Source organism: Microbacterium sp. NPDC060132, from assembly GCF_042729675.1.
GTDB classification, from domain to species: domain Bacteria; phylum Actinomycetota; class Actinomycetes; order Actinomycetales; family Microbacteriaceae; genus Microbacterium; species Microbacterium sufflavum.
Genome location: NZ_JBHWXU010000001.1, coordinates 1,697,121 through 1,721,330, shown reverse-complemented (window position 1 = coordinate 1,721,330; position 24,210 = coordinate 1,697,121). Strand labels below are relative to the sequence as shown.

Sequence of the window (24,210 nt, the reverse complement as noted above, 5' to 3'; positions counted from 1 at the left end):
GCGCCCGGCGACTCAGCGCCCGGCGGCGGTAAACACGAGGCGCCCACCCTGGCGCCGCGCCGAGCAGCCGGGCAGGTCGATGGGGCCCTGTCCGCTCCAGTCGGTGACCAGGCGGGCGACCTCGACCGTCTGGGTGCGGGTCAGGCTCACGCCGAACTCGCTGTCCACCACGAGGCGGATGATGCGGTTGCGCAGCGCGGCGGGGTTGGCGGCGAGGGCGGCGACGCTCACGGAGATGCCGGCCTCGGCGTGCTCGACGATGTCCTCGATGGTCTCGTGGATCATCTCGTCGAACGCCTCCGCGTCCTCGCGCAGCTGCTCGGCCGTGCGGGCCAGGGCCTCCGCGATCCCGGGGCCGAGCTCGGCCTCCAGCACCGGCAGCACGCGGTCGCGCACCCGGACACGGCTGTACCGGTCGTCGCTGTTGTGCGGGTCGTCCCACGGGTCGAGCCCGGCCGCCGCGCAGAACGCCCGGGTGGTCGCACGGCGCACGCCGAGCAGCGGCCGAAGCCACCGCACACCGTCGTCGTCGGCACGCTCGACGGCCATGCCCTGCAGGCTCGCGGCGCCGGAACCCCGGGCGAGCCCGAGCAGCACGGTCTCCGCCTGATCGTCGAGCGTGTGGCCGAGCAGCACCGCCGCGGCCCGGAGGTCGTTCGCCGCGTCGCGCAGCACGCGGTACCTCGCGTCGCGGGCGGCCGCCTCCGGTCCGCCATCGCCCGACACCTCGACCCGAACGACGAGGGGGTCGAGGCCCAGGTCCGCAGCGGTTCGCGCGGCCCGCTCGGCCACCGCGGCGGAGTCGTCCTGCAGCCCGTGGTCGACCGTGACGGCGGCGACGCGGAGACCTCGCTTGGCGGCCTCGAACGCGGTGGCGGCGGCGAGCGAGAGGGAGTCGGCACCGCCCGACAGCGCGACGACCACGGTGCTCCCTTCGGGGAGGTCGGCGAGCGCGGTGCGCACGGCGAGGCGGATCTCGGCGACGGCGGGATCGAGCGACGGCATCACTCCACGCTAGGGCACCGCCAGCGCCTCGCGACCCCCTGGCTCCCGCCCACCCTCGCCGATATTCTGGCGCGGTGACCGAGAACGCGAGGCCGTACCTGTATCGGACCGAGCGGTTCACGGCCTTCGTCGACGCGGTCGTCGCGATCGCCATGACGCTGCTCATCCTCCCGCTGCTGGAAGCCGTCTCCGACACGGCGGCGGGGAATCGGAGCACGGCCGAGTTCTTCACGGAGCACTCCGGCCAGCTGCTGAGCTTCGCGCTGAGCTTCCTCCTCATCGCGGTGTTCTGGATGGGGCATCACAGCCAGTACCGCGACGTCGAGCGGATCACCCCGGCGCTGCTGTGGATCAACGTGGGCTGGATGGCCACGATCGTGTGGCTGCCGGTGCCGACGGCGATGCTCGGCCAGCTCGACTCCGATCCGCTGCAGGCGGTCGTGTACATCGGGACACTGATCGGCACGCAGGTCACGACCCTCGGCGGCTGGCTCTACCTGCTGCGCCACCCGCAGCTCACCACGGCGTCCGCGTCGGTGCTCCGCGCGGGCGTCGTCGGCGACCTCGCCGCGATCATCCTGTTCGCGATCGCCCTGGTCATCGCCGCGCTCGCCGCGCCGAACGGCTACGCCGCGCTCCTGCTCCTGCTGCTGAACGGGCCGCTCGCGCGCCTGCTGAACCGGCGCGCACGCGGTCACCGCACGGACGTCGAGCCGCCGGCCCGCGAGTAGGCTGGTCGGCGGCATCCAACCGAACTTTCTGAGGAGCACACGCATGGGCGCACACGACGCCGTCATCGAGATCCCGCGCGGCAGCCGCGTGAAGTACGAGGTCGACCACGAGACGGGGCGCGTGCACCTCGACCGCGTGCTGTACACGACCTTCGGCTACCCGGCCGACTACGGCTACTTCGACAACACGCTCGGCGAAGACGGCGATCCGCTCGACGTGCTGGTGCTGCTCGACCACGCGATCTACCCCGGTGTCGTCGTCGAGGTCCGCCCCGTCGCGGTGCTCAAGATGAGCGACGAGGCCGGCGGCGACGACAAGCTGGTCGCGGTCCTGTCGAAGGACCCGCGCTGGGCCCACATCCAGGACATCGACGACATCGCCGAGTACACGAAGAAGGAGATCGCCCACTTCTTCGAGCACTACAAGGACCTGGAGCCCAACAAGTGGGTCAAGGTCGACGAGTGGGGGAACGCCGCCGAGGCGCAGCGCATCCTCGACGAGGCGATCGCCCGGTTCGGCGAGCAGGGCCACTGAGCTGATGCAGAAGACCCCCGGAGCACGGCGCTCCGGGGCTCTTCTGCTGCGCGACCGATCTCAGACGGAGATGCCCCGGTCGGCCATGAAGTTGATGGGGTTCGTGTAGCGGCCGTTGATGTACACCTCGAAGTGCAGGTGGCAGCCGAACGAGCCGCCTGTGTTGCCGGCGTAGGCGATGACCTGTCCGGCCTCGACCCACTGGCCGTTGCGGACCGCGAAACCACCCGGCTTGATGTGCGCGTAGCCCGTGGCGACACCGCCGCCGTGCTGGATGCGCACGTAGTTGCCGTACCCGCCGTTGTAGAAGGCCGCGTCGACGGTGCCCGAGTGCGCCGCGTAGATCGCCGCCCCGCAGCCGTTCGCGAGGTCGACCCCGTAGTGCCAGCTGGACGAGCAGCCGCGGGAGTTGCACTGCTGCGAACGGGGACCGTAGCCGGAGCTGCGGTAGCCGCCGTGCGGACGGACCCATCCCCCGGAGCCCGGAGTTCCTCCTCCACCGCTGTTGCCCCCCGCGTTCGCGGCGGCCTCCTCGGCGGCACGGCGCTCGGCCTCCTTGCGGGCGGCCTCGACGCCGGCCTGGTACTGCGCGACGGTGGTGGCGGTGGTGTCCTTGAGCGCGGCGAGCTGCGCCTGCATGGTCGCCAGGTTCGCGGACTGCTCGTCGAGGGCGGCCTGCGCCGCATCGGCCGCCTGCTGCGCGGCGACCATCTTCTCCTCGGCGATCTTCTGCAACCGGTCGCGCTCGTCCCGCGCGACGACGGCCTGGTCGCTGAGCGACTGCGCGGCGTTGCGGGCGGCGACGGCGTCGTCGTACACCGAGCGGTTGTACTCGAGCAGCTTGTCCATCGAGCCCAGTCGCGCAAGGAGCTCATCGGCGTTGCTGGCCGATCCGGCGAAGAACAGCTCGAGCGAGGTGTTGTCGCCGCCGTTGCGATACAGCTGCGCAGCGACCTGCCCGGCCTTGCGGGCGGACTCGTCGGCCGCGGCGGCCTGGGCGTCGGCCTTCTCCTGCAGCGCGTCGGCTTCGGCGATCGCGGCGAAGTAGGCCTGCTGGGCGTTGTAGAACTCGTTGGACGCAGCCTCGGCGGCGGCCTGGGTCTCGGCGACCTTCTGCGTCAGCGACTGGATGAGGCCTTCGATCCGCGAGACCTCGGCCGCCTTGGCGGCTTCGTTCTGCTTGGCGCGCTGCACGTCGTCCCAGCTCGGGTACGACGCGGCATAGGCGGCGGAGACGCCCGACGAGATGCCGAAGGCGCTGAGGGCGACCACGCTGAGGGCGCCGAGGCCGATGGCCCCGCGACGGCTGATGCCCGCCTTCCAGAACGCATGGCTCTCGGCCGGGCTGGGCGCGCAGCCACACTCCGCGGAGGCGGCGGAGGCAGCATCCACCGGATTCTTGTCGTTCACGCGGCCCCTTCCGCCGGTTTCACAGATGTCACACTAACAACAACATTCACATCCGCACCAGCGAAATGGCACGGCCCCCGCGGCACCATCGTGACCTCCATGGTCCTCCCGAAACACGCCCGGGGGAAGACGCATCGCCCTCGATTCGCGATTTGCTCGCGTCATCCCTTATGCTTGAGCGTCGGCAAGGAAGTCCTCCCGGGACTGACTCGGCCCCATCGTTTAGCGGCCTAGGACGCCGCCCTTTCACGGCGGTAGCACGGGTTCGAATCCCGTTGGGGTCACTCCATCCGATACAATTGAAAACACCAGTATGGCCCTGTAGCGCAGTTGGTTAGCGTGCCGCCCTGTCACGGCGGAGGTCGCGGGTTCAAGTCCCGTCAGGGTCGCTCCGTGCGACGAGCTCTTTCTTCGGAGAGGGCTCTTCGTCTAGGACGCGGCAGCACCATCGCCGCGCGGCTCTGTAGCTCAGTTGGTAGAGCGTTCGACTGAAAATCGAAAGGTCACCGGATCGATGCCGGTCGGAGCCACAAGGCTGATCATTACAATCAGCCCAGAAACCCTCGCCTAGCTTCTACATGGCGGGGGTTTTGCTTTGCCCGCCCACCGGCATCGCGTCGACCGCATGGGGCAGCGCGCGGGTGACGAGACTCACGAGGAACTTGCCCGGCTCCTCGAGCATGCACAGATGCGCCGAGTTCTCGAACCAGACGACGTGCGACGACGGTGCCGTCACGTGCTCGAGCCAGCGCACGACGGGGCCCGTAGGCGTCGTCCAGTCGTGGCGTCCGAGGAACTGCAGCATCGGCACCTCGAACGCCGTCTGATCGCGGGCGTCGAAGCCGAGCAGGGCCGGGAGCACCGCGGTCATGGTCACCTGCTGCCCGACGCCGATCAACCCCAGGTCGGCATCGGTGTAATACGGAGACAGCTCCTGCGACTCCGTGAAGTATGCGAAGTCGGACCGATACGCGGACAGCCCCCCGTAGTGCTGGGCCCACCTCCGGCAGGTCACGATGCGTTCGACGGTCAACGGCTCCGCGCCGGGATACTCCCCGAGCGACTGCAGCTCCGCGACCGCCCGCTCATTCCCATCCGCGACGGCACTCCGCATCGCGTGACCGAAGCTCTCGACCTCGTTCTCGGGACCGCAGATGACCTGGCCGACGCCGATGTACGCCCACAGCAGGTCGGGTCGCTGCCTGGCCACAGTGAGGCCGATGATCGTCCCCCAGCTGTGGCCGAGCACCCCGACCTTCCGGACGCCGAGCTCGGCCTGCACCCACGCGATCAGCTCCACGAGATCGTCGACATACCTCTCGACACGGAGATCCAGCCCGTCGGACACGGTCGCCACGGACTTGCCACTGGCGCGCTGGTCGTAGTTGACGACGGTGAAGTACTCCTCGACCCCGCGCTGCCAGATCCACGACGACGGCAACGACGGGAGCGCCGGACCGCCGTGGCACACGACGAGCACCGGGTTCGCCCTGCTGCGGCCGCGGATCGAGACGAACTGCTCGACGCCGCCGAGCTCGACGAACGCCGTGCGGTCGATCGCCTCGGGGTTGGGAAGGCGGCACAGATCCGCGATGACGGTGCGGCCGAGGTCGTCACTCATGTCGGTCAGCCTAGGAGGGCCGCGCATCCGCGGCGACGCGACGATGTCGTAGAGTGCCCGACGTGGAGCTCACAGACGCACTCGCCGCCGTCGGCCTCGTCCTTCTCGCGCTCGGAGGCGGCACGTTCTGGTCCTTCTCGACCGGGGTCATGCCGGGCCTCGGGCGCACGGACGACCCGACCTTCGTCACCTCGATGCGCGCCATCAACCGCGCGGTGGTGAATCCGCTGTTCCTCCTGCCGATCTTCCTGCCCCCGGTGTTCCTGGTGTGGGCGGGCCTGCTCGCGCTGGACTCTGCGCGCGGGTGGCTGCTCGCCGCCGGCGGGGTCGTGTTCTTCCTCGGCGCTGTCGTCGTCACCGTGGCCGGCAACGTCCCGCTGAACAACGCGTTGGACGGCTCGACGACTTCTGCCACGACCACACGCGCCGCGTTCGAACGCCGATGGAACGCGCTGAACGGCGTGCGCTCGGTGGCGTCCGTCGTCGCGATCGCGGGTCGCGGTGTGGGCTCTGCTCGTCTAGCTGCGCGCCCGCTCCGCACTGCGGGTACTGATGGGGCTCACCGAGGCGTCGCCCTCGACACCTCTCTGCCCGATCACGGCCTGACCCTGGCGCTGCCCCGGACGCAGACGCTCACCCTCACCCCGCCGGCACGAACACGTTGTCGAACAGCCGCTCGGTCCCCTCGGGGGCGGGCGAGCCGTCCGGCGCGACCTCGTACGTGCCCAGCTCGCCGCTGAGGCGCACCCAGGTCCCGTTGTCGGCACAGCCCGTGGCGTACGCGTCATCGCTCTCATACGCGACCACGCAGATCCCGCTGCCGGACGCGGGTCGTGCAAGCCACAGCGACACGTCGCCGTGCTTCCCCACGAACCGGGCGGTGTCCGGCGCGACGACGCCGTCGTTGTCGTCGACCGCGGCATCCGGCAGGGCGTCAGCCGCCTGAGGCTCCTTCTCGAGCACGGCGAAGTCCGCCCCGCCCATGCATCCGGACAACACGGTGGCCATGACCACCGCGGCCACGCCCACAGCGCCGACCCTCGTGCTCCGCTTCACGGTGCCCCCTCGCCTCTCCGTATGCCAGCCATCGTCGCACACGTGCCGCGCCGACCGGGGTCAGAGCGCATCGAGTGCCCGCTGCGCCGCCTCGCGATCCCGCGCCGCCTCGTCGCGCGACGCCACGGCCTCCTCCTGACGCTCGGTCGCCCCCGGCAGCTCTCCCGCGATGCGCTCGGCCTCCGTGCGCAGCTGTGCGAGCTGCGCCTCGAGGTCGGCGATGTCGTCGTCGAGCTCCTCGGCGCGCGCGCGAAGCGTCCGCAGCACATCGTCCTGTTTCGCCACTGCACGCTCCGCCGCCGCGAGCTCCTTCTCCGCCGCGGTCACGCGCCGTTCGGCCTCGCGTCGAGCCCGCCGCGCGGAGAGCTCATCCGCGCGGCGCGGCGCGGCGGGCGCGAGTGTCGGCACCTCCCCCGCCACGGCCTCGCGGACGTCGTCGCCCGACGCGTTCGGCTCCAGGGCGCGCAGGAGTCGCCCCGACGCCACCGCCGCCGCCGCGTCGGGGTCGAAGAAGGCGGCGGAGATCGTCTGCTCGACCGCGTCCAGCGTCGCCGTCGTCACGCGTTCCCCGCGCGACTGCGCGAGCTGTCCCGCCGCCTGCGCCAGCCGTCGCGTGAGGGCGCGCCGCTCACGTCCGAGCTTCGCCAGCGCTGCGGCGTCGAGGTCCGCCTGCGCCTCCCGCAGCTCGGCGGCCAGGCTCAGCTCCTCCCCCAGCTGCTCCGCCCTCTCCCGAGCGAACACGTTCACGACCCACGCCGCGACCGAGGGCTTGCGCAGCTCTCGCACGGCCGCGGCGGTGGCGGCATCCGCGGTGTCCTTCGCACGAGCGGTGCGAGCCGCCACGAAGTCGCCCGGCGACGCCGCGTACAGGTCCGCGACGATCTCGTCGAACGTGGAAGCCGCCATGCGCCCACGATACGCGGCGCCAGGCCCTACTCGATCGTGAGGTGTCCGCCCCAGTCGGAGCCCACGAGCGTCTTGGTCCCGAAGGTCCCGTCGCCGAGACCGCTATACAGGTAGACCTCGCCCGCAGGGGTGCGTCCGAGGAGGTCCGCCCGGCGGTCGCCGTTGTAGTCGACCCCGCCCGTGAGCGCCGTGAACTCGATCCACCCTTCGCCGACGACCCGAGCCGTCTGGAAGCCGTAGTTCGCGCCACGGTAGAAGTAGAGCGTCCCGGTGTCCGACGCGGCGATCAGGTCGCCCTTGCCGTCGTTGTCGAAGTCGCCGCCCACGATGAAGTGGAAGCCCTCCCACCCGACGCCGAGTGTGGTCACGCGCCCGGTGAAGCCGCCGGAGCCGTTGCCTTCGTACAGCGACATCGCCCCGTTGGGGGCGACGCCGATCACGTCCTGTCTGCCGTCGCCGGTGAAGTCGGCGCCGGAGACGATGTGCAGCAGGCCGTACCAGCCGTTCCCGATCGCGGTCCCGGCCGCGAATCCTCCCGCACCGTTCCCGGCGTAGAACTCGAGCGTGCCGTCGGATCTCGCCGCGATCAGGTCGGCCTTCGTATCGCCGTTGAAGTCGGCGTGGGTGACGTGGCGACGGCTGCCGCCCCAGAGTCCGAGGGCCGTGGTCGCCGCGGCGAACGACCCCTGGCCGTTGCCGGTGCGCAGACGCAGGTCGCCGTTGCCGGCGACCACGAGCACGTCGGCGTTGCCGTCGCCCGTGTAGTCCGCGGAGGCGACGGTGCCCGAGCCGGTGCCGAGACCGGGGAAGAACAGCGGGATGGTGGCACCGCGCGTGACGTTCGACAGGCACGTGAAACCGTTGTTGATCTGCGAGTAGACGCGGCCGTTCAGCCAGACCTCGAAGTGCAGGTGGTAGGCGGCGGAGTTGCCGGTGTTGCCGACCACGCCGATCTGCTGGCCCCGCAGCACGCGGGTCCCCGGCGGGTACCACGCGGTGCTGGCCATGTGGGCGTAGCGGGTGACGTAGCCGCCCGCGTGCTCGATGTCGGTGTAGTTGCCGTATCCGCCGTTCGACGTGCGCGTGCGGACGACGCCGTCGTAGGCCGCCAGGATCGGGGTGCCGCCGTTGCGTGAGATGTCGATGCCGTCGTGGGCGCGGTAGTTGCCCAGACAGCCGTCACCGACCTTGGACTGGATGTTGCCAGACGCCGGGTAGACCATGTAGCCGTCGGGCGCGGCGGCCGCGGCCGGGTCGCCCGAGGTGAACGCGGGAGCCAGGGTGCCGAGCATCACCGCGAGCACGGCGACGATCCCGATGCGGCCAAGGCGCAAGCGGGACGTGCGCTTCATCGTGACGTTCTCTCTTGCTCAGCGGCCCCAGGGACATCATGTCCACCGCGGTCACCGTACCAAGCGCGGAGCGCGATACCCGTCAGCGCCACCCCGCGGGCGACGGATCGGTCGGGGCGGGTTCCGGCGCTGTCCGCGTCAGAGCAGCTCGTGGTCGAAGAAGTCGCCTCGGGGGAAGATCGCGACCGGAGGCTCATCGGGTTCGGAGTCGTGCGGTTCGACCGAGATCACGACGTGACTCATCGGGGAGACGAGCACGTTCACCCGCGAACCGTCCGCCACGGTGAACGCGACGAACCCGCCTCCCGCCCGGACCGCGGCGTCGATCTCCTGCTTCATCCCGTCCGCCGACTCACCGGGTGCGAGCACGAAGCCGACATCGTTCACGACGATCCGCACGCGCGCCGTCCTCTTCGCCTCATGTGTCACTGCCGTCACCTGTCCCGTCTGCGCGTTTCCGAGGCCCGCCTGTTCGGCGACAATAGGCCTCCGGTTCCTCGCACCGAAGGGGGTTGCGCCGATCAGGGATGAGAGGCAGAGGGCCTCGGAGCGGTGTACGGTCAGCACTATGGGCAGACTCCGCTACGACGGTCATTCCGACCCGATTCTCATCGAGGATGAGACCCTGGCGCACCTGAAAATCGTGATCTCCACGAAGCTCCGTCGACAGGAGAGCTTCATGATGACCTGGCTGCCCGTCGCAGCCGGGGTGGACAAGCGCGCGACGATCTGGATCCACCCGGCCATCCCGCTCCAGTTCGGCTTCGACGCGGCGGAGCCGCCCCGCATCGACCCGCACCGCGTGCAGGAGATCATGCAGGCGCTCAACTCCTCCGGCGAGCTCGTGCTGGACGCGCTCACCGCGCCCCGCTGAACGGACCGCCGTTCCGCCCACACGGATCAGTCGTGGTTCCCACTCTCCTTCTCTTCGGACTGCTCATCCTGGCGATCATCGTCGGGGCCGCCTTCCTGCGCCCGTGGCTGAACCGCAGCACCGCGGCCGCAGGACGCCGCGCGGGCGACCGCTTCGCGCGAGACCAGCTCGACAAGGCCCTCGCCGAGTTCGGTCGCACGCTGCGGATCCACGCGCCCGCCCCGGAGGCACGGGAGCTCCTGACGATGGCAGCGGCTGCGGGCAAGGACTTCCTCCCGCTGGAAGACGGCGCCATCGGCATCCGCTTCGTCGACCCCGACGACACCGTCGTGCGCGTGACCGCCGACCCGATGGGCGCGGTGCTGCGCGTCGAGACCTTCCGCGAGTACATGGGGTTCCCGCAGACCACGGCGCTGTGGACCGAGCTGCGCTCCCGCGTCGCGGCGGCGGCGGGGGCGCGGGGCATCACGGTGTCCGACGGGCCGCCGGTCTCGTACGTCCGTGGCGCGCTGCTCGACGATCGCAATGCCCGCTGGTCGCGCTCCGGATGAACCGTCCGTCGGCACCGCCCTCCCCGGTGTGAAGAGGGGCTCACGATCCACAGCCGGCGCAACTAGGCTAGGACCGCGTCGCGCCCGGCACAGCGTCCGCTGAGGACACGGTCGCGACGTGCGCCGGGCGGCCTCCTCGTCCGTGCGTGCGATCCCGTTCGGCGGTCGGAGCCCCCGCTCCGCGTCCGGACACGCCAGAAAGGCCCAACCATGAGCGACTCCCCGGACGGCTCCCGCGACGAGCGGTCGCCGGACTTCTTCGACCAGCTGATCGAGACGGCACCGCGCGACCAGCAGTCGTCGTCGGCGTCGAACGCCGCGTTCACGATCGGCTTCCGCGGCTACGACAAGGGCGAGGTCGACGCGGCGCTCGCCTCCCTGCGGGCGCAGGTGCAGCAGCTGTCCGACCAGCTCGCCGAGACGCAGACCAGGGAGACCGAGTCGGTCGAGGCCATCCGCGCGGAGGAGCGTGAGGCGCGCGAGGCGCTGGAGAGCGAGCTCGCCGCCGCGAACGCCAAGGCCGCCGACGCCGAGCAGCAGGTCGCCACGCTGACCTCCGAGCTCGTCGACACCCCGCAGCCCGAGGGCGAGGAGGCGCCGTCTCGTCAGCAGTTCGAGGCGATCCTGCGCGTCGCGGAGGAGCAGGCGAACGTGCTGATCCAGAACGCCGCCGTGCAGGCCGACCGGCTCATGGCGTCGGCGCGCGAAGAGGTCGCTGCGCAGCGCGCCGAGGCCGAGGCCGACGCCGATCGCATCACTTCGCAGGCCCAGCGGGACGCCGACCAGGTGCGCCTGAAGATGGAGACCGAGTACACGGCCCACGAGGCGCGCATCGAGCGGGAGGCGTCGCACGCCGCCGAGAAGGTGAACCAGGCGTCGCAGGAGGCCACCGCGATCCGCACGGAGGCCGAGAAGGGCGCGGCGGCGCTGCGTTCGCTCGTCACGAGGGAGACCACGCAGCTGCGGGCGGATGCGGAGCGCGAGGTGCGCGAGATGAACGCCCGCGTGCTCGAGTTCGAGGAGACGCTGACCCGTCGCCAGGACGACGCGCAGCAGGAGTTCCTGGTGCTGCACAACCAGGCCGTCGCGCACGCGGAGCGCATCACGACCGATGCCAACGAGCAGGTCACCGCTTCCCTGGAGCACGCGCAGCGGATCTCCGCGAAGGCGGACGACTACGAGCGGCTCATGCGGTCGCAGGCGCAGGCGATCGAGGCGGACGCGCAGGTGCGCGCGAGGGAGATCCTCGACCGCGCCAGGGTGAAGTCGCAGAAGATCGTCGATGCGGTCACCGGTCACACGACCGCGGTGCTGCACGACGCCGAGGACCGCACGCGGCAGCTGCGCTGGCAGCAGCAGCAGCTGTCGAGCTTCATGGCCGAGGTGCGCGAGCTCATCCGCCCCGACGGCATCTTCAGCGACGATGCGCTGCCCTCGTCGATCGCGGTCGCCGAGGCCACGATCGACGACGAGGACGAGTCGGGTTCGGAGGCGACCGAGACGGTCGTGGAGACGTTCCTGGGCGACGAGGTGCTGGACGACGAGCTCGACGGCGACAGCCCGCTCGAGAAGATCACGATCGACGTGGTGGAGACCGACGACAGCAAGCGGTAGAGCCGGACACGACGAAGGCGCGAGCAGCTCTCTGCTCGCGCCTTCGTCGTGTCGTCGGTGTGGTCAGGCCCTGGCCCGGCGTACGCGGCGGCGTCCGGAGCGCGGCACGGACCGGAGCCCGGAGCGCGGTGCGGGCCGGGTCGCAGCGTCGAGTGCGTCGCAGGCGTCGTCGAGCGAGGCGTAGGTACCGAGGTCGGTACCGCGCTCGTCGCGCAGCACGTGTGCGGCGCCGTCGAACTCGACGAAGCCGGCGAACTCGCCGCCGCGGGTGGCGACGTGCACGTCGATGTCGGCCTGCTTCCAGGTGAGGGGGTCGGACGGAGGGACGGTGGTGGTGCTCATGGTGATGCTCATTGCTATGTGGCGGGCACGCAGGGCGGTCCGCAAGTGAGGAGATCGAAGGCGGCGTCGCGCGCGTCGATGTGCGCGAACCGTGGATGGGCCCTGATCAGTGGCGACGCGGCGGCCGAGAGGGGCGAAACGCACACGTTGCATCGTCAGTCTAGCAGAGATGCCGTGACGACGGGTTCGGGGGCGCGACGGAGGAGGTGGGGACATCGCTCCGCCGCGCACGCTGCCGAGCGAGAGTTCGTCAGGCAGCGGTTGCCGGGGCGACGGGGAATCGCGCGCGCGGCGTGGTCGACGATCGGGCGCTGGGGACGCTCACGATCGCGATCCATCCAGTGCATCACGGGATTGGTCAAGTGTCAAGTTTTTCTTGGATGAGTGTCCAGTTTTTACTTGACGACTGTTCAAATCCGCGACGGTGCCCACTAGCATGACCGATACCGAACGCAGGGACGGAGTCGAGACGAGACGATGAACACAGCGATCAAGAGGGCCGAGCGCGCCGGGACCGACAAGTTCGCCCTCCGTCGACGGAGCCTGGCGGAGGCCGCGCTGGAGGCGATCGCCGAACGCGGGTTCGCCCGCACGGGGCTGCGCGAGATCGCCCAGCACTCCGAGCTCTCTCACGGCTCGCTGCACTACTACTTCACCGACAAGAACGACCTCATCGCGGAGGCCGTCCGCATCTCGCGCGGCCAGCCGGCCGAGCGCTACGCCGCCATCATCGAGACGGCGACCACCCCCGACGAGCTCGCCGGGCGCGTGGCCGACGAGATGGCCAGGAGCCTGAAGGACGACGCGTCGCTGCACCGCCTCTGGTACGACCTGCGCAATCAGGCACTGTTCGAGTCCGGCTTCGGCGACACGATCGAGCAGATCGAGCAGATGCTGCAGGAGGCGATCGGCGAGGTGCTCGCGCGCTACGCGGAACTCGCCGGGAAACCGTGTCGCTTCGACGCCACCCTGGCGTACGCCCTGACCGACGGCATGCTCCAGAACGCCCTCATCCGCCATCTGCGCGGCGACACGGAGGCGATCTCGCGACTGCGTCAGGAGTGCCTCGACCTGTTCGCCGCCTGCGTCTGAGCGGCGCGGCGCCTACGTCCCCACCGGAGCCTCGGCCTCGCGCGTGACCGGCGGTCGGAGCACGAGCACGACCACGACGGCTGCCAGGATCAGTGCGGTGAGCGTCACCGGGACCGGCAGCACCGGATCCAACAGCACGAGTGCCGCTCCGGTCGGCACCACCGTGTTGACCACACGGTCGGCGTTCTCCTTGATCGCGATCCACCAGACGCCGAGGAGGAACACCGCGATGGGGACGGTCACGGTGAACGAAGCGGCCATGCTCGACAGGTGGCTCTCACCGGTGAGCACGTCCAGCTCCACCTCGATGCCTGCCGAGAAGGCGGCGGCCGCCGCGAACACGAAGTAGTGCGTGTAGCCGTACCGCAGCGACCGGCGGAACGAGGTGATCGCGCGGTGATGCGGCGGCCAGAAGTAGATCCACCAGAGCGAGGCGGTGACCACCAGCGTGAGCACCGAGATCGCGATCAGCGGCCCGAGCGCCTCGACCTCGTCGAGCGCGTCGATGATCGCGTTCGCCGAGGCGAGCAGGCTCTCCCCCAGCACGATGAGAGTGAACAGCCCGTAGCGCTCTGTGATGTGGTGCCGGTGCCACGGGGTCTGCCGGCGGTATTCGGCGAACACCGGAACGGAGATCTCGATGAGGGCGAACACCACGAACGCCACGAGCTGGGCGGGCCCCGTCGGGATCAGGAGGAACAGCACCCAGAGCACCTGCACCCCGGCGATGCCCGCCGCGTACCGGCGGGTGGCGGAGCGCAGCGCACCGGCCGACCGTGAGGCCCTGAGCCACTGCGCGACCATGGCCACCCGCATCACGACGTACCCGATGACCGGCACGGTGAAGTCGCCCTCGTCGAAGGCCCGCGGCACACCGGCCGCGAGGATGAGCACCCCGCCCATCTGCACGAACGTCGTCACGCGATAGAGCCAGTCGTCCGTGTCGAACGAGGTGGCGAACCACGTGAAGTTCATCCACGCCCACCAGATCGCGAAGAACACCATCGCGTACGACGGGATGCCGTGGACGAAGTCCCCGTGCGAGAGGGCGTGGTGCAGCTGCGACGAGGCGATGCTCACGGCCACGACGAACACCAGGTCGAAGAACAGCTCGAGGGTGCTCGCGGTGCGATGCGGCTGCGCCGGGTCACGGGGCAGCATGGTGCGCAGGCGAGAACGAGGAGAGGGTGGGGGCGCCATCACCGCGTCAGGATAGCGCCCGGGCCGCGCCCGACCGCGCACCACCCGCGATGGGGTTTCATCCATTCCCCGGATTTGTCTTCCGTTTCATAGCCGGTTCCGCTACAGTGTTCCAGGTCTGCAGCGCCTGCTGCACGAAGCCGCCGGTTGGGACGGCGCCTTCGACTCCGAGATGTGGGATCACGGAGTTCCAGCAGGACCCGAGGGGTCGGGACGCAGACGACTGCCGTGAACGTGGGGTTCACGGTCTGGGGATATCAAACTGGGGAAATCAATGTCGCACTGGGGAATTCTGCGTACATTCACGGCTCAAGGGGCCTCGGCATGACGTCCGTCGAGGATGCTCTGAGCATCTCTCGCACGGGATTCGTTCCGGCCACCGCTCCGCGGGCCACCACGTCGTCCACGCGCCCGGCGACCACGCCGCGCGCTTCGGCGACGCTGGAACGGCGTCGGCAGTGGGAACGTCACTATCGGATGCGGCTGCGGATCACGGATGCGGCTGTCATCCTGATCGCCGTCGCTCTGACGGTCGCGGTCCAGCTGACCTCCGGCGTCGTGGCGATCGAGGCGGGGCGCAACGCTGCTCTGCTCGGCCTCGCCTGGTATCTGATGCTGTCGGCGCTCAACACCCGCGACGCCGCCATCTTCGGTTCCGGGGCCACGGAATACCGCCGCGTGGCACACGCCAGCGGCCTGGCATTCGGCATCACCGCTATCGCGGGCGTCCTGCTGGCGTGGGAGGGACTGCAGCCGCTGTTCCTCGTCGCGCTCCCTGTCGGGACGTTCGGGCTGCTCGGCGCGCGCTGGGCCTGGAGACGGTGGCTGCAGCGCCGCCGGATCCGGGGCCAGTACGCGTCGCGCACCCTGGTGGTCGGCGCGACCGAAGACGTCGAGTATGTGATCACGTCTCTGCAGAAGGGCGCAGAGAACGGCTACCACGTCGTGGGGACGACGCTGGTGGATCGCAAGGCCGGCGCGTTCGCGATCGGGGAGAGCATCTACCCGGTCGTCGGCGATCTCGACAGCGTCGCCGCCGCGGCAGCCCAGCTCGGGGCGGACACGATCATCGTGGCGAGCCGTCCCGATGGGGACCCCGACTTCGTCAAGCAGCTCAGCTGGCAGCTCGAGGGCACCGCCGCCGAGCTCGTGCTCTCGAGCCGACTGACCGACGTCGCCGGTCCTCGCATCTCGCTGCGTCAGGTCGACGGCCTGCCGCTGATCCAGGTGAAGATCCCGACGTACGAGGGCGGGGTGCACGTGCTCAAGCGGGCGCTCGACATCTTCGTCGCGACGGTCGCGCTGATCCCGATCGCCCTCCTCACCCCGGTGCTGATGGCGCTCATCAAGCTCGACTCGCCCGGACCCGCGTTCTTCTTCCAGGAGCGCGTCGGCCGCGACGGCCGCCGCTTCAAGATGGTGAAGTTCCGCTCGATGAAGACCGACGCCGAGCAGCAGCTCGCCGCCCTCAAGGCGCAGAACGACGGCGCCGGTCTTCTGTTCAAGATGAAGGACGACCCCCGCGTCACCCGCGTGGGAAAGGTGCTGCGCAAGCTGTCGCTCGACGAGCTGCCGCAGTTCTGGAACGTCCTCACCGGCGACATGAGTGTCGTCGGGCCTCGTCCGCCGCTTCCCAGCGAGGTCACGGCGTACGACGGCACCGTGTTCCGCCGCCTGTACATCAAGCCCGGCATCACGGGCCTGTGGCAGGTGTCCGGGCGCAGCGACCTGTCGTGGGACGAGAGCGTGCGCCTCGACCTGCGGTATGTCGAGAACTGGTCGGTCATGAATGATCTGCAAATCATGTGGCGGACCGCGAAGGTGATGATCCAGCCGAAGGGGGCTTACTGATGGATGACGAAGGACAGGTGATCGAGGGCGAGAAGGCGCCCGCGACGCACCGCAGACGATGGATCGCGATCGGTGCCGTGGCACTGCTCGCGCTGGGCGCCGCAGGGGTTGGCGTCGCCCTCGTGACGAACAACGGCGGAGCGCCGTCGGCCTCGTCCACCCACAAGCCCGTCGACGACGGCGACGAGGACAAGGCGGCATCCGAAGATCCGCTGAAGTCCGTCCCGAAGGTGGTCGACGGCCCGATGAGCGATGACCAGGACGCCGAGGTCAAGCGGGCGACCGCGGCCGCCGACGCCGTGGTCGCCGCCCTCGACGAGGTCAGCCAGCGCGGCGACGGCTCGGCGGTCGGCGTCGACGCGGTCGCGACCGGCTGGGTGCTCGGCGAGGTGCAGTCCCACGCACGGGAGCAGATGGACCTGGGCTACACGCAGACGGGCAAGGCGGTCGTCACGAGCGTCACCCCGACGGCGGTGGACCTGGCGTCCTCCCCCGCGACCATCACCCTCAAGGTGTGCGTCGACGTGTCCGACATCGACGTGAAGGACGCGGCGGGCAACTCGCTTAAGGACTCGCTGTACAACCCCGGCCACCCCGTGGCCCACATCTACGGAGCCGTCTTCGAGGACGACACCTGGAAGATCTCGTCGCACGAGATCCCCGACGTTCAGGACTGCCCCGCAGCCTGACCTCCCCCACACCCCCCGGGGGATCGCCGATCTCTCGAACACCCGAACGTGGCTCACCCGCACCTGGAGCGACTCACCCCCGAGTCGCTCCAGGCGAGCCTCACACCCGAAGAAGGACTCCATGAACACTGCAGCACCCGCGCGGAGAGTGAAGGCGACCCGCGCAGCCGCTGGCGCCATGATCGCCGCGGCCGTCCTGGTGGGCTCACTGCTCACCCCGCTCGCGGCGAACGCCGCACCCCCGGCACTGCCGGACGGCCTCTCTCAGGAGACCGCCGCCGCGTCGTGCTGGGAGATCAAGCAGAACTACCCGCAGTCCACCGACGGCGTGTACTGGCTGGTCACCCCGGCGCTCGTCGCGCCGGAGCAGTTCTACTGCGACCAGACCACGTCCGGCGGCGGCTGGGTGCTCATCGGCCGAGGCCGCGAAGGCTGGAAGGAGGGGTACAACGGTTTGCGCACCGCAGCCCAGATCCGCAACACCCCGACCGGCACCGACGCGTTCCAGCCGGCACAGCTGCCGGCGGCGACGGTCGACGGCCTGCTGAACAACGGCCGCGTCGACGCGCTGGCCGACGGCATCCGCCTGCGCCGCGCCACCAACACGGCCGGCACCACGTGGCAGGAGGGCCGGTTCACGTTCACGCAGCGCGATCGCTGGGTGTGGACCTTCGGCGCCGAGCACCGCGTGAAGAACTACAACTTCGACGGCTCGACCGGCACCGGCGGTCAGACCAACAACTTCGGCAACAACAACCAGCTGCGCCGCGTCGTGTTCAGTGAGCAGGCGTCGCACAACTACATCAACGGCTGGGCGTTCGGCTCGAGCATCGGCGGCAGCACCGCGGCCACCTCGTACCTGTGGGCGCCGTCGGGCCAGGGCTACGCGCGGCCGTTCACGCAGGTCTTCCTGCGGCCGCAGCTGAAGCTCGCGAACCTCGACTTCGGCGCCGTGCCCGCCTCGGGCACGCCCGCCTCCACGGTCGCGGCCATCCCGGAGAGCAACGCCATGACCACCGTCTGGGGTGTCTCCGGCTTCGCCAACGGCAGCAGCGGCGAGCTCAACACCGAGGTGGCCGAGTTCGGCGAGGTCGCCGGCAAGGTCTTCGTCGGCGGCAACTTCCGCTACGTGCAGCGCAACGAGGGCGGCACCGGTCAGGTCGAGCAGCCGTACCTCGCGGCCTTCGACGTGAACACGGGCGAGTGGGTCTCCACGTTCCGTCCGCAGCTCAACGGTCAGGTCAAGGCCATCGCCGGTCTGCCCGACGGCCGCGTCGCGATCGGTGGACAGTTCTCCACGGTCAACGGCACCCCGCAGGCGGGCATCGCGATCCTCGACCCCACGACCGGGCAGCTCTCGGGCTGGCAGGTCAACGCGGAGCACCGGGCGACCGGCAGCGTGCCCTACGTGCGCGACCTCGACGTGCAGGGCGACTTCCTGTACGTCGCCGGTGCCATGACGCACCTCACCGCGGTCGGCTCCACCATCAGCGCGAGCACCTGGAACGGCGGTCGCATCAACCTGACGACGGGTCGTCCCGACACCAACTGGAACGCGTTCCTCAACGGCAGCTCGATCGCCGTCGACGCCTCCGACCAGGGCGACCGCACCTACTTCTCCGGCTACTTCAAGATGAAGCAGACCACGTCCACCCCGAGCGCGGCCGCCATCCAGACCGCCGCGGGCGCCCCGCTGGTCGACCCGCTGTGGGTGCCGAAGTTCAGCAAGGCCACGCTCAACGCGGACGGCTCCTACTCCGGCAACATCTGGCAGCTCGGCGTGACCGAGGCCGGTGGGAAGGTGTGGCTCGGCGGCTCGGAGCACTCGCTCTTCGCCTACGACCGGAACACGTTCGAGCGCGTCAGCGGGTCGATCACGAAGGTCGGCGGCGACTTCCAGACGGTCGAGCACAACGCGAACCTCGTGATCGGCGGCTGCCACTGCGGCCACTGGGTCTACCAGGACGCGTACTCGTGGAGTGACGTGGGCACCGGCTGGACGCAGGCCGACAAGATGAACCTGATGGGTGCGTGGGACGCGCAGACCGGCAAGTTCGTGGCCGCCTGGTCGCCCGTCGTGCAGGCTCGCGCCGGCTACGGCGCCTGGGGCACGTTCTTCGACAGCACCGGCGTGCTGTGGGCCGGCGGCGACTTCAGCCGCTCGGTCAGGGCGGGCGAGGTCAACCAGTGGTCGGGCGGGTACATCCGCTTCGCCCCGCGCGACACCACCGCTCCCACGACGCCGGGCGCGATCACGGCGACCCCCGGCAACGGCGGCACCGAGGCGACGCTCACCTGGGCGGCCTCGACCGACACCGGAGGCGTGACCTACGAGGTGCTGCGCGACAACCGGGTGATCGCGTCGACGACGTCGGCCACCTACACCGTGCCGATCACGGAGACCCCGACGAACTACTTCGTCCGGGCACGCGACGCCGCGGGCAACCGTTCCGCGAGCACGGCGGCCTACGTCGCGCAGCCCGCACCGGCCTCGGCGCTCACGTTCATCGAGAACGGCTCGACCTGGTCGTGGCGGTACTCGTCCGACGCGCTGCCGTCCGACTGGAACACGCTCGCGTTCGACGACGCGTCGTGGAACACCGGCAAGGGCCTGTTCGCCCGCGGGGTGGCATCGGCGACGACCAACATCGACCCGACGAACCTCGCGACGAAGCCGCTGAGCGCGCAGTTCCGCAACGAGTTCCAGGTCACGAACGCGCTGAGCGTCGTGAACGGCAGCATCTCGGTCATCGCGAACGACGGCGTGGTGCTGTACCTCAACGGCGTCGAGCTCGGACGGGTGCGGATGCCCGCGGGCACCCTCACGCAGAACTCCTACGCGAACGGCGTCGTGTCGCACACGACCGCCGCCGCGAACCGGGTCGTGTTCGAGGTGCCGCAGGGCGTGCTCGTGGACGGGACGAACGTGCTGGCCGCCTCGGTGCACGCGAACTACCGCACCACTCCGGACCTGAGCTTCGACCTCGCCTTCACGGCGGAGCGCGGCCAGGCGCCGGCGGCTCCGAACCCGGTCACGGGTCTCTCGGGGATCACCACTCTCGATTCCGCCACGCTCACCTGGACCGCTCCCGCGAGCGGCACCACCCCGCAGTCCTATGTGATCAGCCGGGGCGGCCAGCAGGTCGGCACGACGGACGCCGCGACGACGACGTTCACCGAGAGCGGCCTGACCGCCGCCACGGCGTACGACTACAGCGTGGTCGCGGTCGGGATCGGCGGTCTCGCGTCGACTCCCGCGACGGTCCAGGTGACGACGGCGACTCCGCCGTCGGACAACGAGCTGCCGGTCAGCGTGCCGAGCGGTTCGGCCTGGTCGTGGCGCTACTCGGCCGATCCGCTGCCGGCGGACTGGAACGCGGTGGCGTTCGACGCCTCCTCGTGGGCGAGCGGCTCGGCCGTCCTCGCCCGCGGGGTCGCGACGGCGGCGACGAACATCGACCCGACGAACCTCGCAACCAAGCCGCTCAGCGCGCAGTTCCGGCACTCCGTCACGGTGACGGACGTCGCGAGCGTCGCGAACGGCACGGTCACGGTTACGGCGGACGACGGTGTCGTGGTATACCTCAACGGGGTGGAGCTCGGGCGGGCGAACCTCGGGGCGGGGACCCTGACGCAGAATTCGTATGCCACGGCGGCACCGCGGGCGACCACGGCTGCGGCCAACAAGGTCACCTTCGCGGTGCCCGCCAACCTGCTCGTGGAAGGGACGAACGTGATCGCGGCGTCTGTGCACGCCAACTATCGCGGAACTCCCGACCTGAGCTTCGATCTCGCATTGGACATGCCTCGTAAATGACGAAAATCTCCTACGCAGCCGCGCGTCGAGCGCTCGCCTCCGCACAGAAAGCGGGGGCGGGCGTTCCCGCGTACCTGCGCTGGATCAATCGACCGCTCGGCGGCAGGGCCGCCGTGGTCGCCGCCACCTGGGGCGCCAGCCCCAACGGGGTCACGGCGGTCAGCGCGTTGTTCGGCCTCGCGGCCGTCGTCGTGCTGGCCGGCGTCACCGCGTGGTGGGCGGGGCCGCTCGCGGCCGTGCTCCTCCTGATCGGGTACATCCTGGACTCCGCCGACGGCCAGCTCGCGCGCATCCAGAAGCGCGGCGGCCCCGCCGGCGAATGGCTCGATCATGTGGTCGACGGTGTGCGGGCCCCGCTCGTGCACATCGCCGTCGCGGTGCACCTGCTCCGCACGGACGCGTGGCCGTGGTTGGTGCTGGTCGCCGGCCTGTTCTCGGTGCTCGTGTCCGGCTGGTTCCTCTCCCAGCTCCTCGCCGAGAAGCTCCTCCCCAAGACTCCCCCTTCCCCGGACGACGGACGCCGTGGCATCCTGGAGTCGTTCGTCAAGCAGCCTCAGGATCCCTCCACGACGTATGTCGTCCTGGCGTTCATCGGACTGCCGTTCGCGTTCGCGGTGCTCTACACCGCACTGTTCGTCTGGCACGTGCTGATCTTCGCCGGCTCGCTCCGCCGCAAGTACACGCAGCTGACCGCACTCTGAACCTGGACGCATCCGCATGGCACTCATCTCTTCACCGAGCCGTTCGCTGATCGCAGCGACCGGTCAAGACCCCAGCCTGGAGGTCGAGCCGAGATCGCTGCCGGCCTGGCCGGTGCTGACCGTGCTGTGGGGCTACCCGCTGTTCTGGCTCCTCGGGATGCTGCCCTTCGCGTCGGTGATCATGGCGGTGCCCATGGTGGCGCTGCTGATCATGCGGCGGCGCATCCTCATCGTCCCCGGCATCCTGCCGTGGATCGGGTTCGTGCTGTGGATGATCCCGTCGGCGCTGATGATCGATCAGCTCGGTCGCGGCGTCGGCCTCGGCGTACGCATCAGCCAGTTCCTCGCGCTGGCGATCATCATGGTCTACATCGTCAACGCGCGCAGCTCGCTCACGCCCAAGCGCATCTTCAACGGGCTGACCTTCATCTGGCTGTTCGTCATCGTGGGTGGCTACCTGGGGATGCTGTTCCCCGAGGTGCAGCTGACCATGACGATCGGTCGGCTGCTGCCGGACGCGATCTCGAGCAACGACTACGTGTCGGAGCTCGTGTTCCCGACCCTCGCCGAGATCCAGACGCCGTGGGGAGCTGCCGAGCCGTTCGTCCGCCCGTCGGCACCGTTCTCGTACACGAACGGCTGGGGAGCGGCGATGGCGGTGCTCACCCCCATCGCGATCGGCACGGCGATCGGCCACCGCACCGCGCGCGCCATGTGGTTCCTGGTGATCGCCCTCGTCGCGGCGATCCCGCCGGCGATCGCGACCACGAACCGCGGCCTGTTCCTCGGCATCGCGGGCGCGATCGTCTACGTCCTGTTCTGCCTGCTGATCCGCGGACGCTTCCTCGCCTTTTTCTGGGTCACGGTGCTGGGTATCGCCGCGGCCGTCATCCTCTTCCTCTCCGGGTTCCTCGACGGCATCGTGGCCCGCCAGGAGACGGTCGACACGACCGAGGGACGCGGCAACCTCTACGCGGAGACCTGGGAGCGGACGCTGCAATCGCCGGTCATCGGCTGGGGCGCTCCCCGGCCCAGCACCTGGAGCGAGATCTACGTCGGCACGCAGGGCGCGATCTGGAACGCCATGTTCTGCTTCGGGCTGGTCGGCCTCGTCCTGTTCCTCGGGATGATCGTGATGGGCGCGGTGCGCACGTTCGACGCGCCGAACCTGTCGGCGGTGTGGATCCACGCCAGTGTGGTCGTGGCGGTCGGTCTGTCGATCTTCTACGGCCTGGACAGGCAGCTGGTGTTCGTCGGCATCGCCCTCGCGGTGCTGCTGCGGGAGAAGTATCTCGGCAAGTCCTCGTACTGGACACCACAGCCGACGCCGTTCGCGAAGGCGGCGAATGAAGAGTGAGGGGCTGGCGAAGAGTGGTCTGATCAGCCTGTTCGGCTCCGCTTTCGCCGCCCTCGCCGCCCTGCTGCTCACCGCGATCGTCGGTAACACCCTCGGTGCCGACGGGACCGGTCTGTTCTTCCAGGCCATGGGGATCTTCACGATCCTCACCCAGGTGCTCCGGCTCGGGACCAACAGCGGCATCGTCCGCTTCATCGCCGAGCAGCGCGCCTTCCACCGCGCCGGGGCGGAGTGGCGCATCGTGATGTTCGCGGTCGGCCCGGTCGCGGTGGTTTCCGGTCTCGTGTCGCTCGCGATCTGGCTGCTGGCGGATGCGCTCGGAGAGTGGCTGGCCGCGCCGCGCGACGCAGCGGCGATGGCCGATCTGATGCGTGCGATGGTGCCGTATGTCGTGGTGGGCGCCCTGATCGGCGTCCTGCAGATCGCGGCGCGCATGCTTCGGGGCGTCACTGCCTTCACGCTGCTGCAGAGCATCCTGCTCCCGGCCAGCCGACTACTGACCGTGCTGCTCGCGGTCTCGGTCGCCGGGGTCGGCGCGTGGGGAGCGTTCGAGGCGTGGCTGCTGCCGCAGCCGTTCTGGCTGGTCGTGACGCTCGTGGTGATCGCGGCGCCGTTCGTGCGCGACTTCCGCCGTCGCCGGGAGAGCACGCCGGGCACGCGACCCACGATGGGCGAGTTCTGGCGGTTCAACGCCCCGCGCACGGTGAGCTCCGGTCTGGAGACCGCGCTCGAGTGGTCGGACGTGCTCATCATCGCCGCCCTCGCCTCGCCCTCCGCCGCGGGCGTGTACGCGGTCATCACCCGTGCCGTGCGCGCGGGCGGCGTGGTCGACAAGGCGATGCGCGTGGCGGTGTCGCCCACGATCTCCGCTCTCCTCGCCCGCGAGAACTACGCCGAGTCCACACGACTGCACACCAAGGTCGTGCGGGCGATGATCCTGATGAACTGGCCGTTCTACATGCTGCTCATCTCGATGGGTCCCGCGGTCCTCGGTATCTTCGGCTCGGAGTTCCGCTCCGGCTGGGGTCCCATGGTGCTGCTGGCTCTGGCGATGATGTTCCAGACCGCGTGCGGCATGCTGCAGAGCATCCTCCTGCAGGGCGGGAAGAGCACGTGGCAGATGTACAACAAGGCGATCGCGCTGGCTGTGAGCATCGGAGGCAACCTCGCCCTCGTGCCGCTCCTGGGGGTCTGGGGTGCCGCGATCACCTGGGTCATCGTGATGCTGGCCGACAACCTCATCGCCGCCGTGCAGGTGCACCGCCTGATGCATGTGGACCTGCAGCCCTCGAAGCTGCTCGTGCCGATGCTGCCGCCCGTCTTGATCTTCGGCGGGGGCGGACTCCTGTTCACGTGGTTCGCGGGGTCGAGTCTGCTCGTGCTGCTGGTGGCCGGTGTCGTGCTGTGCGCGGTGTACGCCGCCGTGCTGTGGCTGTTCCGGCACGCCCTGCACATCGAGACGCTGTGGCGCCGGATCCCGTTCCTCGGCCGCTGGGCCTGACGGGA

At 69.8% G+C, this 24,210-nt stretch carries 22 protein-coding genes and 3 tRNA genes; 16 read left to right on the top strand and 9 right to left on the bottom strand.

Annotated features, from left to right (window positions below; translation table 11 throughout):
- Positions 1-12: 12 nt before the first annotated feature.
- Positions 13-1,005: a tRNA lysidine(34) synthetase TilS gene (tilS, locus tag ACFWCH_RS08395; RefSeq protein ID WP_378803345.1), complete on the bottom strand. Its 993-nt coding sequence runs from the start codon at positions 1,003-1,005 to the stop codon at positions 13-15.
- Between the two features lie 74 nt (positions 1,006-1,079).
- Between tilS and ACFWCH_RS08390 the strand changes: the two genes are divergently transcribed.
- Both ACFWCH_RS08390 and ppa read left to right on the top strand, forming a co-directional pair.
- Complete coding sequence (locus ACFWCH_RS08390; RefSeq protein ID WP_136028534.1) at positions 1,080-1,736, top strand: TMEM175 family protein; 657 nt, start codon at positions 1,080-1,082, stop codon at positions 1,734-1,736.
- 43 nt (positions 1,737-1,779) lie between these two features.
- Positions 1,780-2,271: an inorganic diphosphatase gene (gene ppa, locus ACFWCH_RS08385; RefSeq protein WP_096713254.1), complete on the top strand. Its 492-nt coding sequence runs from the start codon at positions 1,780-1,782 to the stop codon at positions 2,269-2,271.
- A 60-nt stretch (positions 2,272-2,331) separates the two neighbouring features.
- Here ppa and ACFWCH_RS08380 read toward each other — a convergent pair whose 3' ends face one another.
- A complete protein-coding gene (locus tag ACFWCH_RS08380; RefSeq protein WP_136028535.1) occupies positions 2,332-3,681 on the bottom strand; it encodes a M23 family metallopeptidase in 1,350 nt (449 codons plus the stop codon).
- A 211-nt stretch (positions 3,682-3,892) separates the two neighbouring features.
- On the opposite strand from ACFWCH_RS08380, the gene ACFWCH_RS08375 reads away from it, so the two are divergent.
- The 3 genes from ACFWCH_RS08375 to ACFWCH_RS08365 all read left to right on the top strand — a co-directional run bounded on the left by ACFWCH_RS08375 (position 3,893) and on the right by ACFWCH_RS08365 (position 4,211).
- A tRNA-Glu gene (locus ACFWCH_RS08375) sits at positions 3,893-3,965 on the top strand.
- 31 nt (positions 3,966-3,996) lie between these two features.
- Positions 3,997-4,070, top strand: a tRNA-Asp gene (locus ACFWCH_RS08370).
- 68 nt (positions 4,071-4,138) lie between these two features.
- Positions 4,139-4,211 (top strand) — tRNA-Phe (locus ACFWCH_RS08365).
- A gap of 44 nt (positions 4,212-4,255) precedes the next feature.
- Here the strand turns inward: ACFWCH_RS08365 and ACFWCH_RS08360 are convergent.
- Positions 4,256-5,302 (bottom strand): alpha/beta fold hydrolase, encoded by a 1,047-nt coding sequence (locus ACFWCH_RS08360; RefSeq protein WP_378803344.1) that lies wholly within the window; start codon positions 5,300-5,302, stop codon positions 4,256-4,258.
- Positions 5,303-5,451: 149 nt separating this feature from the next.
- Here ACFWCH_RS08360 and ACFWCH_RS08355 point away from each other — a divergent pair, with 149 nt between their 5' ends.
- Positions 5,452-6,042 (top strand): DUF1772 domain-containing protein, encoded by a 591-nt coding sequence (locus ACFWCH_RS08355; RefSeq protein ID WP_378803851.1) that lies wholly within the window; start codon positions 5,452-5,454, stop codon positions 6,040-6,042.
- Here ACFWCH_RS08355 and ACFWCH_RS08350 read toward each other — a convergent pair.
- The 4 genes from ACFWCH_RS08350 to ACFWCH_RS08335 all read right to left on the bottom strand — a co-directional run bounded on the left by ACFWCH_RS08350 (position 5,942) and on the right by ACFWCH_RS08335 (position 9,015).
- On the bottom strand, positions 5,942-6,358 hold the full coding sequence (locus ACFWCH_RS08350) for a hypothetical protein (protein ID WP_378803343.1): 417 nt from the start codon (positions 6,356-6,358) through the stop codon (positions 5,942-5,944). The genes ACFWCH_RS08355 and ACFWCH_RS08350 overlap by 101 nt on opposite strands.
- A gap of 60 nt (positions 6,359-6,418) precedes the next feature.
- Positions 6,419-7,264, bottom strand: coding sequence for a transposase (locus ACFWCH_RS08345; protein WP_378803342.1), 846 nt, complete (start codon positions 7,262-7,264; stop codon positions 6,419-6,421).
- 26 nt (positions 7,265-7,290) lie between these two features.
- Positions 7,291-8,616, bottom strand: a complete 1,326-nt coding sequence (locus ACFWCH_RS08340) for an FG-GAP-like repeat-containing protein (RefSeq protein WP_378803341.1) — start codon at positions 8,614-8,616, stop codon at positions 7,291-7,293.
- Positions 8,617-8,754: 138 nt separating this feature from the next.
- Positions 8,755-9,015: a hypothetical protein gene (locus ACFWCH_RS08335; protein WP_378803340.1), complete on the bottom strand. Its 261-nt coding sequence runs from the start codon at positions 9,013-9,015 to the stop codon at positions 8,755-8,757.
- A gap of 169 nt (positions 9,016-9,184) precedes the next feature.
- Here ACFWCH_RS08335 and ACFWCH_RS08330 point away from each other — a divergent pair, with 169 nt between their 5' ends.
- The 3 genes from ACFWCH_RS08330 (at position 9,185) to ACFWCH_RS08320 (ending at position 11,655) form a co-directional block, all read left to right on the top strand.
- Complete coding sequence (locus ACFWCH_RS08330) at positions 9,185-9,490, top strand: hypothetical protein (RefSeq protein WP_136029383.1); 306 nt, start codon at positions 9,185-9,187, stop codon at positions 9,488-9,490.
- Between the two features lie 32 nt (positions 9,491-9,522).
- Positions 9,523-10,041 carry a hypothetical protein gene (locus ACFWCH_RS08325; RefSeq protein WP_378803339.1) on the top strand — a complete coding sequence of 173 codons (519 nt, stop codon included), beginning with the start codon at positions 9,523-9,525 and terminating at the stop codon, positions 10,039-10,041.
- 210 nt (positions 10,042-10,251) lie between these two features.
- Positions 10,252-11,655, top strand: coding sequence for a DivIVA domain-containing protein (locus tag ACFWCH_RS08320; RefSeq protein ID WP_378803338.1), 1,404 nt, complete (start codon positions 10,252-10,254; stop codon positions 11,653-11,655).
- 63 nt (positions 11,656-11,718) lie between these two features.
- Here ACFWCH_RS08320 and ACFWCH_RS08315 read toward each other — a convergent pair whose 3' ends face one another.
- Entirely contained in the window at positions 11,719-11,997 is a 279-nt protein-coding gene (locus ACFWCH_RS08315; protein ID WP_136029378.1) for a hypothetical protein, read from the bottom strand.
- Between the two features lie 477 nt (positions 11,998-12,474).
- On the opposite strand from ACFWCH_RS08315, the gene ACFWCH_RS08310 reads away from it, so the two are divergent.
- Positions 12,475-13,089: a TetR/AcrR family transcriptional regulator gene (locus tag ACFWCH_RS08310; protein WP_378803337.1), complete on the top strand. Its 615-nt coding sequence runs from the start codon at positions 12,475-12,477 to the stop codon at positions 13,087-13,089.
- Positions 13,090-13,101: 12 nt separating this feature from the next.
- Here the strand turns inward: ACFWCH_RS08310 and ACFWCH_RS08305 are convergent, their stop codons facing one another.
- Positions 13,102-14,250 (bottom strand): low temperature requirement protein A, encoded by a 1,149-nt coding sequence (locus ACFWCH_RS08305; RefSeq protein ID WP_378803335.1) that lies wholly within the window; start codon positions 14,248-14,250, stop codon positions 13,102-13,104.
- A gap of 363 nt (positions 14,251-14,613) precedes the next feature.
- On the opposite strand from ACFWCH_RS08305, the gene ACFWCH_RS08300 reads away from it, so the two are divergent.
- The 6 genes from ACFWCH_RS08300 (at position 14,614) to ACFWCH_RS08275 (ending at position 24,205) form a co-directional block, all read left to right on the top strand.
- Positions 14,614-16,140, top strand: coding sequence for a sugar transferase (locus ACFWCH_RS08300; RefSeq protein WP_136029372.1), 1,527 nt, complete (start codon positions 14,614-14,616; stop codon positions 16,138-16,140).
- Complete coding sequence (locus tag ACFWCH_RS08295) at positions 16,140-16,829, top strand: hypothetical protein (protein ID WP_136029370.1); 690 nt, start codon at positions 16,140-16,142, stop codon at positions 16,827-16,829. The genes ACFWCH_RS08300 and ACFWCH_RS08295 overlap by 1 nt, the downstream gene beginning before the upstream one ends.
- A 121-nt stretch (positions 16,830-16,950) precedes the next feature.
- Complete coding sequence (locus tag ACFWCH_RS08290) at positions 16,951-20,646, top strand: fibrinogen-like YCDxxxxGGGW domain-containing protein (protein WP_378803334.1); 3,696 nt, start codon at positions 16,951-16,953, stop codon at positions 20,644-20,646.
- Positions 20,643-21,347, top strand: coding sequence for a CDP-alcohol phosphatidyltransferase family protein (locus ACFWCH_RS08285; RefSeq protein ID WP_378803333.1), 705 nt, complete (start codon positions 20,643-20,645; stop codon positions 21,345-21,347). Before ACFWCH_RS08290 ends, ACFWCH_RS08285 begins: the two co-directional genes overlap by 4 nt.
- Before the next feature lie 16 nt (positions 21,348-21,363).
- Positions 21,364-22,704, top strand: coding sequence for an O-antigen ligase (locus tag ACFWCH_RS08280; protein WP_136029364.1), 1,341 nt, complete (start codon positions 21,364-21,366; stop codon positions 22,702-22,704).
- Entirely contained in the window at positions 22,694-24,205 is a 1,512-nt protein-coding gene (locus ACFWCH_RS08275; RefSeq protein WP_247638307.1) for a lipopolysaccharide biosynthesis protein, read from the top strand. The genes ACFWCH_RS08280 and ACFWCH_RS08275 overlap by 11 nt, the downstream gene beginning before the upstream one ends.
- Positions 24,206-24,210 lie beyond the last annotated feature (5 nt).

Excerpts from the sequence above, each read along its gene's own strand:
- tilS (WP_378803345.1), bottom strand. The coding sequence starts at position 1,005 with ATGCCGTCGCTCGATCCCGCCGTCGCCGAGATCCGCCTCGCCGTGCGC.
- ppa (WP_096713254.1), top strand. The coding sequence starts at position 1,780 with ATGGGCGCACACGACGCCGTCATCGAGATCCCGCGCGGCAGCCGCGTG.
- ACFWCH_RS08360 (WP_378803344.1), bottom strand. The coding sequence starts at position 5,302 with ATGAGTGACGACCTCGGCCGCACCGTCATCGCGGATCTGTGCCGCCTT.
- ACFWCH_RS08355 (WP_378803851.1), top strand. The coding sequence starts at position 5,452 with ATGCCGGGCCTCGGGCGCACGGACGACCCGACCTTCGTCACCTCGATG.
- ACFWCH_RS08345 (WP_378803342.1), bottom strand. The coding sequence starts at position 7,264 with ATGGCGGCTTCCACGTTCGACGAGATCGTCGCGGACCTGTACGCGGCG.
- ACFWCH_RS08340 (WP_378803341.1), bottom strand. The coding sequence starts at position 8,616 with ATGAAGCGCACGTCCCGCTTGCGCCTTGGCCGCATCGGGATCGTCGCC.
- ACFWCH_RS08330 (WP_136029383.1), top strand. The coding sequence starts at position 9,185 with ATGGGCAGACTCCGCTACGACGGTCATTCCGACCCGATTCTCATCGAG.
- ACFWCH_RS08320 (WP_378803338.1), top strand. The coding sequence starts at position 10,252 with ATGAGCGACTCCCCGGACGGCTCCCGCGACGAGCGGTCGCCGGACTTC.
- ACFWCH_RS08315 (WP_136029378.1), bottom strand. The coding sequence starts at position 11,997 with ATGAGCACCACCACCGTCCCTCCGTCCGACCCCCTCACCTGGAAGCAG.
- ACFWCH_RS08310 (WP_378803337.1), top strand. The coding sequence starts at position 12,475 with ATGAACACAGCGATCAAGAGGGCCGAGCGCGCCGGGACCGACAAGTTC.
- ACFWCH_RS08305 (WP_378803335.1), bottom strand. The coding sequence starts at position 14,250 with ATGCTGCCCCGTGACCCGGCGCAGCCGCATCGCACCGCGAGCACCCTC.
- ACFWCH_RS08300 (WP_136029372.1), top strand. The coding sequence starts at position 14,614 with ATGACGTCCGTCGAGGATGCTCTGAGCATCTCTCGCACGGGATTCGTT.
- ACFWCH_RS08295 (WP_136029370.1), top strand. The coding sequence starts at position 16,140 with ATGGATGACGAAGGACAGGTGATCGAGGGCGAGAAGGCGCCCGCGACG.
- ACFWCH_RS08290 (WP_378803334.1), top strand. The coding sequence starts at position 16,951 with ATGAACACTGCAGCACCCGCGCGGAGAGTGAAGGCGACCCGCGCAGCC.
- ACFWCH_RS08285 (WP_378803333.1), top strand. The coding sequence starts at position 20,643 with ATGACGAAAATCTCCTACGCAGCCGCGCGTCGAGCGCTCGCCTCCGCA.
- ACFWCH_RS08280 (WP_136029364.1), top strand. The coding sequence starts at position 21,364 with ATGGCACTCATCTCTTCACCGAGCCGTTCGCTGATCGCAGCGACCGGT.
- ACFWCH_RS08275 (WP_247638307.1), top strand. The coding sequence starts at position 22,694 with ATGAAGAGTGAGGGGCTGGCGAAGAGTGGTCTGATCAGCCTGTTCGGC.